This window comes from Ruegeria sp. AD9, from assembly GCF_056542305.1.
The window spans coordinates 606,128-613,826 of record NZ_JBQFZP010000001.1 but is presented as its reverse complement, the minus strand read 5'-3'; the positions used below and the strand labels follow the sequence as shown (position 1 = coordinate 613,826).

5 protein-coding genes are annotated in these 7,699 nt (G+C 57.4%); 1 reads left to right on the top strand and 4 read right to left on the bottom strand.

The annotated features are described in order from the left end of the window. Positions 1–236 precede the first annotated feature (236 nt). The gene (locus tag ACR0AM_RS03000; RefSeq protein ID WP_480622071.1) at positions 237–1,043 is read left to right on the top strand and encodes an NAD kinase; all 807 of its coding nucleotides are present in this window, start codon (positions 237–239) and stop codon (positions 1,041–1,043) included. A gap of 249 nt (positions 1,044–1,292) precedes the next feature. Here ACR0AM_RS03000 and ACR0AM_RS02995 read toward each other — a convergent pair whose 3' ends face one another. The 4 genes from ACR0AM_RS02995 to ACR0AM_RS02980 form a co-directional block, all read right to left on the bottom strand. Beyond that, positions 1,293–2,720, bottom strand: a complete 1,428-nt coding sequence (locus ACR0AM_RS02995; RefSeq protein ID WP_480622070.1) for an amidase family protein — start codon at positions 2,718–2,720, stop codon at positions 1,293–1,295. 88 nt (positions 2,721–2,808) lie between these two features. Next, positions 2,809–4,698 carry a propionate-CoA ligase PrpE gene (gene prpE / locus ACR0AM_RS02990; protein ID WP_480622069.1) on the bottom strand — a complete coding sequence of 630 codons (1,890 nt, stop codon included), beginning with the start codon at positions 4,696–4,698 and terminating at the stop codon, positions 2,809–2,811. 231 nt (positions 4,699–4,929) lie between these two features. Further along, a complete protein-coding gene (locus tag ACR0AM_RS02985) occupies positions 4,930–5,319 on the bottom strand; it encodes a GFA family protein (RefSeq protein WP_480622084.1) in 390 nt (129 codons plus the stop codon). 45 nt (positions 5,320–5,364) lie between these two features. After that, entirely contained in the window at positions 5,365–7,638 is a 2,274-nt protein-coding gene (locus tag ACR0AM_RS02980; RefSeq protein ID WP_480504506.1) for an NADP-dependent malic enzyme, read from the bottom strand. Positions 7,639–7,699: the final 61 nt, after the last annotated feature.

Sequence of the window (7,699 nt, the reverse complement as noted above, 5' to 3'; positions counted from 1 at the left end):
CTCGATCTCGTCGCGCTGACGACCCAGCTCAGACCGGATCGAGCCAAAAAGCTCAGGATCGCGGTCCGACAAGGACTGGGTGAAAAATCCGGTGTCACGAAGATTGGCGTTCATTGGCGCTCCACATGGCTGGGTAAAATCTTGCGGATTTCCTATCGGAAACGCCACTTTCGCAAAAGGCTTAAAGCGACGATTTGGCCTGCTGCGGCGTCAAGACTGGCCTATTGGGGAAAGGTATGTTTGTTTCGGAACCAAATGTGCAACACCGGAAACCACAAAACATGAAAAAGAGAATCGCCTTTCTCGCCAGTGAGGTCAAAGTGGCGCAAACGGCGCGCGACATCCTGGTGGCCAAACATGGTAACGTGGCACCTCGGGACGCAGATATTGTGGTTGCATTAGGTGGGGACGGCTTCATGTTGCACACCCTGCACAACATGCAGCATCTTGATATTCCGGTCTACGGGATGAATCGCGGCACGATCGGCTTTCTGATGAATGAGTATCACGAAGACGACCTGATGGCGCGGCTGGAGGATGCCGAGGAAGAGGTTATCAACCCGTTGGCCATGCAGGCGATGGATCAATCTGGAAAACTGCACGAGGCGCTGGCGATCAACGAAGTGTCATTGCTGCGTGCCGGTCCTCAGGCAGCAAGGCTCAAGATCAGCGTAGACGGCCGGGTGCGCATGGCCGAACTGGTCTGTGACGGGGCGTTGCTTGCCACGCCTGCGGGATCGACCGCCTACAACTATTCCGCGCATGGGCCGATTGTTCCGATTGGCGCTGACGTTCTGGCCCTGACACCCATCGCGGCGTTTCGCCCACGGCGGTGGCGCGGTGCCTTATTGCCGAAAATGGCGAAAGTCAGGTTCGATGTGGTCGAAGCTGACAAGAGACCGGTCATTGTGGCTGCTGATTCCGTGTCTTTCCCGGATATAGACTGGGTCGAGATCAGGTCGGAACCAGCCATTGCGCACCGTATCCTTTTCGACCCCGGCCATGGGTTGGAAGAACGTCTAATATCCGAACAATTCACATAATATTAGGATTCCCCAAATTTTTCTCACGCCTGTGTGAAGCAGTTCACAGGAATTCCCTTAACGATTGGCTAATGTGAACTTGCCCGGAGAACGCGCCAAGGTGGGAGTGAGTGGCCACCTGAACGGTGTTTTCGAATGGTTGCGCAGATTTTGCGCTGGCGAGGGTGGGTGGTGCTACGCTCGTCATCAGAAATCCGGGCTTATTTTAGCAGTTGGACCCCGGGCACAATGACCCGGGGTCTATTTTTGCTACATATGATCCCAAAGCGGCAAACACATCTGTCCCACGCGGGCTTCTATCGCGGCGGCGGCATCCACGGCCAGATCCTCGCGCCAGCGCTGTGCCGCGATCTGTACGTTGATAGGTTGAGGCCCTTTGGGAAGATTGGCCAGCCGCGACGGAACGCAAGCTGCTGGCAGTCCTAGAAAGTTCATCGCATAGGAATAGACAGCGCATCCCAAAACATCATGCACGCCTTCCGCGCCTTCGGTGTCCCGGTCAGGTTTGAAAAATGGCTGTGGCAGGAAAGGGGACAAAACCAGCGGATAGTCCTGCAAAAACAGGGACCATTCGCGTGCATAATGGCTACGCTTGGCCAGCATCCGAACCAATTCTGTTTCAACGATGGGTGGGAACTCCTGAAAGTAGACGTCAAAGATGTCGCGGATGGTTCTGGAACCAGCGGCTTCAATGTCCGATTTCATCAGGGTCAGCACTTCGCCCATCAAGGTCCGATACCCGATCCGGCCACATTCAAAGACATCGGGCGGATCGACCTCTTCAACGACGTACCCTGCATCGACCAGCGCATCGCGCGCAGTGTCGAGGGCTTTTTCGACCTCGGGGTGCAGAGCATAGCCGAAGGTGTTCTTGGTGAATGCCACCTTGATCGGCTGGTCAAAACTCTCGCCGTGCCAGGGCATTGGAACGTGGAATGGGTCCCGCGCATCGGTGGCGATCAGGCTGGGCATGGACAGGTGCAGATCCGCAGCCGACCGGGTGATCAGGCCCTGAACCGACATTGACTGCGCCAGCAATCCGCGTTCGGCCTTCTGACTTGGGTTCCACGCGGGAACGCGTCCCAACCCCGGTTTGACCGTCACGGCACCGATGGCGGCAGCCGGAAAGCGCAGGCTGCCGCCAATATCGTTGCCATGGGCCAGAGCACCGACACCCGCCATCACGGCGGCAGCAGCGCCACCGGATGATCCCCCGGGTGAAATGTGCCGTCCCCACGGGTTGAACGTGCGCCCATGCAGGGGGTTGTCGGTGTCGGCCCTGAAGGAAAACTCGGGCGTATTCGTTCGCCCGATCACAATGGCCCCCGCTTTTTGCAAATTGCTGACCACCGGCGCGTCATCCGGTGCGATCACATCCTTCAGCGCAATAACGCCGTTGGTGGTGGCGTGGCCTTTCTGATCGACATTCACCTTGATTGTTACCGGAACTCCATGCAGCGGGCCGGTCGGCTGACCACGCTCCCGTGCAGCATCTAGCGACTGCGCGCGTTCCAGGGCCTCGGTGCGCAAATCTTCGACGACTGCGTTCAGCGCGGGGTTCACCGCGTCCATGCGATCAATCGAGGCCTGAACCGCCTCGGTTGCACTCAGATCGCCGCGTCGGGTCAGGGTGGTCAGCTCTGTGGCGCTGAGACGCCAGATATCGGTATGTGTCATGGGCCCTCACTGTCTTACAGCGACAGTAGGGGCCCAGATTCAGGTTGCAAGGGCGGACATGGTATGGGCGGCCGATGCCGCCCGATGGTTACTTTGCGTAACCAATTGTCTGCAACGCCACCTTGATCTCATCAAGGATGGCAGGATCGTCAATTGTTGCAGGCATTTTGTAATCTTGACCGTCTGCAATCGACACCATCGTGCCGCGCAGGATCTTACCGGAACGGGTCTTGGGTAACCTGTCGACAACAACAGCCAGTTTGAAGGCGGCCACCGGCCCGATCTTTTCCCGAACCATTTTGACGACTTCCTGAACCACATCGCCATGATCCCGTGTGGCACCAGCATTCAGGCACAGGAAGCCGACCGGCATCTGCCCCTTCAGTTGGTCCGAAACACCGATTACCGCGCATTCTGCCACATCGGGGTGGGCGGCCAACACTTCTTCCATCCCACCCGTCGACAGGCGATGGCCCGCTACGTTGATGACGTCATCGGTGCGCGCCATTATGTAGAGGTACCCGTCTTCGTCAATCATCCCGGCATCGCCGGTTTCGTAATATCCGGGGAAGTGTTCAAGATAAGATTTCTTGAACCGTGCTTCGGCATTCCACAGTGTTGGCAAGGTGCCTGGGGGCAGGGGCAGTTTAACCGCGATGGCACCCAGTTCACCGGCCTTCATCGGGTGACCGCCTTCATCCAGAATTTGCACGTCATAACCCGGCATCGGTTTTGCGGGCGAGCCCAGCTTGACCGGAAGCTCTTCGATACCCAGCGGGTTTCCGGCAATGGCCCAGCCGGTTTCGGTTTGCCACCAATGGTCGATCACCGGAACCTTCAGCGCGTTTTGTGCCCAGATAATTGTGTCAGGGTCAGCCCGTTCGCCTGCCAGATAGAGGGCCTGTAGATGAGACAGATCGTATTTGGCGATCAATTCGCCTTTTGGGTCTTCTCGTTTGACGGCGCGGATGGCTGTAGGTGCGGTGAAGAAGCTTTTGACCTTATGTTCCGAGATCACGCGCCAGAAGGTGCCCGCGTCCGGGGTGCCGACTGGCTTGCCCTCGAACACAATTGTGGTGTTTCCATGGATCAGGGGCGCGTAGCAGATATAGGAGTGTCCCACGACCCAGCCCACGTCGGAGGCTGCCCAGAATACGTCACCCGGATCGACGTTATAGATATTCTTCATCGTCCAGTTCAGTGCCACAAGGTGTCCGGCAGTGGGGCGCACGACCCCTTTGGGTGCACCCGTAGTGCCAGAGGTGTACAGGATATAAGCCGGGTCATTGCCATCGACCGGTACGCATTCAGCCGGTTCGACACCGTATTGGAAGCCATGCCAGTTGAAGTCGCGCCCTTCAATCAACTGAGCGACTTCTTGTTCCCGCTGGAAGATCACACAAAAATCAGGCTTGTGGTTAGCCAGGTCGATCGCGCCGTCAAGCAGGGGCTTATAATGAACCACGCGGCCCGGCTCCATCCCGCAGGACGCGGCGATGATTGCTTTGGGTTTGGCGTCGTCGATGCGCACAGCCAGTTCGTTGCTGGCAAACCCGCCGAACACAACTGAATGCACGGCGCCGAGGCGGGCACAGGCCAGCATTGCCTCAAGCGCTTCGGGGATCATCGGCATGTAGATAATGACACGGTCACCTTTCTCGACACCCTTTGCGCGAAGCGCGCCGGCCAGAGTGGCCACGCGGTTGCGAAGCTCGACATAGGATATCTCGCGCTTGGTGTGGGTGATGGGGCTGTCATAGATGATGGCGGTTTGTTCACCGCGCCCGTTTTCCACATGACGGTCCACGGCATTCCAACAGGTATTGACCCGCGCGTCGCTGAACCATTCGTACAAGGGCGCATTGTCGTCGAACAATGCCTTGCTGGGGGCCTTGACCCAATCGATCCCTTTTGCGGCGTTCATCCAGAACGCTTCGGGGTCAGTCTTCCAGCTGTCATAAACGTCCTGATACGCCATCTCGTCCTCCTCACAACGGCCTGGACATTGTGTTAGGTTGCAGAAAACATCCGGGCAAGCGCGACGCATGACGACGCGTCAGTTTATCGCAAAAAATTTGCAGATCAGCGGAATATGACTTGCAAATTTTTGCAAAATCGCAGGTGTAGCAGAGTTTTCATCGCCGCAGTGCGAAGATTTGCAAAGTTGCAAACTTTTACATGCAAATCTTGGGCTCCTCCGGGAATCATCTCAACCAGCCGTTTTGGCGTAACGTGGCAGCTTGTCCTGAAGGTTCAGCCAGGGCAGGTGATCGGCGTGGAACACGTGAAACTGTGGTGGCAGGGTTTCCGGTTCGTCCAGCGTTGCGGTGTATAGATGTATGTTCACGCAATCGCGCGCTGTGCGATAGGCCATCTGGGTTCCGCAGTTGCCGCAAAAAAGACGTTCGACCCCTTCAGATGAACGATAGATCTTTGGTGCCTGACCCAGCCATCTGACTGCTTCATGCGGCAGTCCGAAAAAAGCCGTGACCGGCGCGGCGCAGTTTCGCCTGCAATCTGAACAGTGGCAATAACAGCTCCATGCGGCTTGGGCATCGCTTTCCCAATGCACGGCGTTGCAGTGGCAATGTCCTTTGATGCGCTTCCCCCCTGTTGACAGGGGCGCCAGCCAGGCCGCCCCAGGTTAACCGTAATGCGCCACGGGTGTTCCTGCAATCGCCGCCATGTTCAGCAGACCGCGTGCGGTGATGGATGGAGTAACAATATGGGCCTTGTTGCCCATTCCCATCAGGATCGGGCCAACTTCAATCCCGTCCGCCTTCATCTTCAGAATATTGCGCACGCCGCTGGCCGCATCTGCGTGGGCGAATATCAGAACGTTGGCCGCCCCTTCCAACCGCGACGCCGGGAAGATGCGCGCCCGCAGGTCTGCATCCAAAGCCGCATCTACGTTCATTTCGCCTTCGTAGACAAAATCGCGCGGCTGCCGATCAAGGATTTCCAGTGCCGCCCGCAGCCGTTTGCCTGATCCTTCAGCCTGATTGCCAAATTGCGATTGCGAACAGAAGGCGATCTTGGGCTCGATCCCGAACCGGCGAACATGTCGCGCAGCACCAATGGTGGTTTCTGCCAGTTCTTCCGGCGACGGCAATTGCCGGACATGCGTGTCGGCGATGAACAGGGGGCCATCTTCCAGGATCATCAGGGACAAGGCACCATGCGGGCGCAGGTTGCCCTCGTCAAGCACCTGCTCAACATAGTTCAGATGCCAGCGGTATTCGCCGAACGTGCCGCAGATCATGCTGTCCGCTTCGCCACGATGCACCATGATCGCACCGATGGCTGTTGTGTTGGTGCGCATAATCGCCTTGGCCAGATCCGGTGTCACCCCACGGCGCTGCATAATCTGGTGGTAGGAAGTCCAATAATCGTAATAGCGCGGGTCGTTCTCCGGGTTAACGATCTGACAGTCCTTGCCCGGACGAATGGTCAGCCCCAGCTTTTCACACCGGGTTTCGATCACATCGGGTCGCCCGATCAGAATTGGCGTTTCCGTCGTCTCTTCGAGAATGGCCTGCGCGGCTCTCAGAACCCTTTCATCTTCACCTTCGGCAAAAACGATGCGACGGGATGCGACGGCCGCAGCCTCGAACACAGGACGCATCAGAAGGGCAGACTTGAAGACAGTCTGGTTGAGCTTTTCCTTATAGGCGTCAAAGTCGTCGATAGGGCGTTTTGCAACACCGCTTTCCATGGCGGCTTTGGCGACCGCCGATGACACCACGCCCACAAGACGCGGGTCAAATGGTTTTGGGATCAGGTAATCCGGGCCAAAGGTCAGTTGCTCGCCCTTATAGGCAGCCGCGGCTTCGGCGCTTGTGGTTGCGCGCGCCATCTCAGCGATACCATCCACGCAGGCAATCTGCATCGCGTCGTTGATCTCGGTCGCGCCGACGTCCAATGCACCCCGGAAGATAAACGGAAAACACAACACGTTGTTGACTTGATTGGGAAAATCGCTGCGACCCGTGGCGATGATTGCGTCTGGTGCCACTGCGCGCGCGTCCTCTGGCAGGATTTCCGGCGTCGGGTTGGCCAGGGCGAAGATAATCGGGCGGCTGGCCATTTTCCGGACCATATCAGGCTTCAGAACATTTGGTCCGCTGAGACCTAAAAACAGGTCAGCCCCACCGATCACATCGTCCAGCGTCCTCAAGTCCGACTTCTGCTCGAACTGTGACTTGTGTGGGTTCATGTCCTCGGCCCGCCCTTCGTAGACAAGCCCGTGAATGTCGCACAGCCATATGTTTTCGCGCTTCACACCCAGCTTGACCAGCATGGTCAGGCACGCAATCCCGGCAGCCCCGCCACCGGTCGACACGACCTTGATGTCCTCAAAAGACTTTCCGGCCACATGTAGCGCATTCTTGGCCGCAGCCCCGACCACAATGGCAGTTCCGTGCTGGTCATCATGGAAAACCGGGATGTTCATACGTTCACGGCAGAGCTTTTCGACGATGAAGCAATCGGGGGCCTTGATGTCTTCAAGGTTTATGGCACCAAATGTCGGTTCAAGGGCACAGACGATATCCGCCAGCTTTTCGGGATCGGGCTGATCGACCTCGATATCAAAACAATCAATGCCTGCGAATTTCTTGAACAGAACGGCCTTGCCTTCCATAACCGGCTTCGACGCGAGTGCCCCGATATTCCCCAGGCCGAGCACGGCGGTGCCGTTTGACACCACAGCAACAAGGTTACCGCGCGCGGTGTACCGCTCGGCATTGGCTGCATCGGCCTTGATTTCAAGGCTGGCCTCCGCCACGCCGGGCGAATAGGCGCGGGCCAGATCGCGACCGTTGGCCATCGGTTTGGTGGCCTTGATCTCAAGCTTTCCGGGTTTGGGAAATTCATGATATTCGAGCGCAGCTTGTCGCAGGCTGGGGGTGTCAGACATCGGCGATTCAGCTCCCATTGAGAATTTGATTTAGCCTTAAACTATTTATTTGGGCTTGGCT

What these genes read in the sequence shown, in the direction of transcription:
- ACR0AM_RS03000 (WP_480622071.1), top strand. Translation starts at nt 237, where the DNA reads ATGTTTGTTTCGGAACCAAATGTGCAACACCGGAAACCACAAAACATG.
- ACR0AM_RS02995 (WP_480622070.1), bottom strand. Translation starts at nt 2,720, where the DNA reads ATGACACATACCGATATCTGGCGTCTCAGCGCCACAGAGCTGACCACC.
- prpE (WP_480622069.1), bottom strand. Translation starts at nt 4,698, where the DNA reads ATGGCGTATCAGGACGTTTATGACAGCTGGAAGACTGACCCCGAAGCG.
- ACR0AM_RS02980 (WP_480504506.1), bottom strand. Translation starts at nt 7,638, where the DNA reads ATGTCTGACACCCCCAGCCTGCGACAAGCTGCGCTCGAATATCATGAA.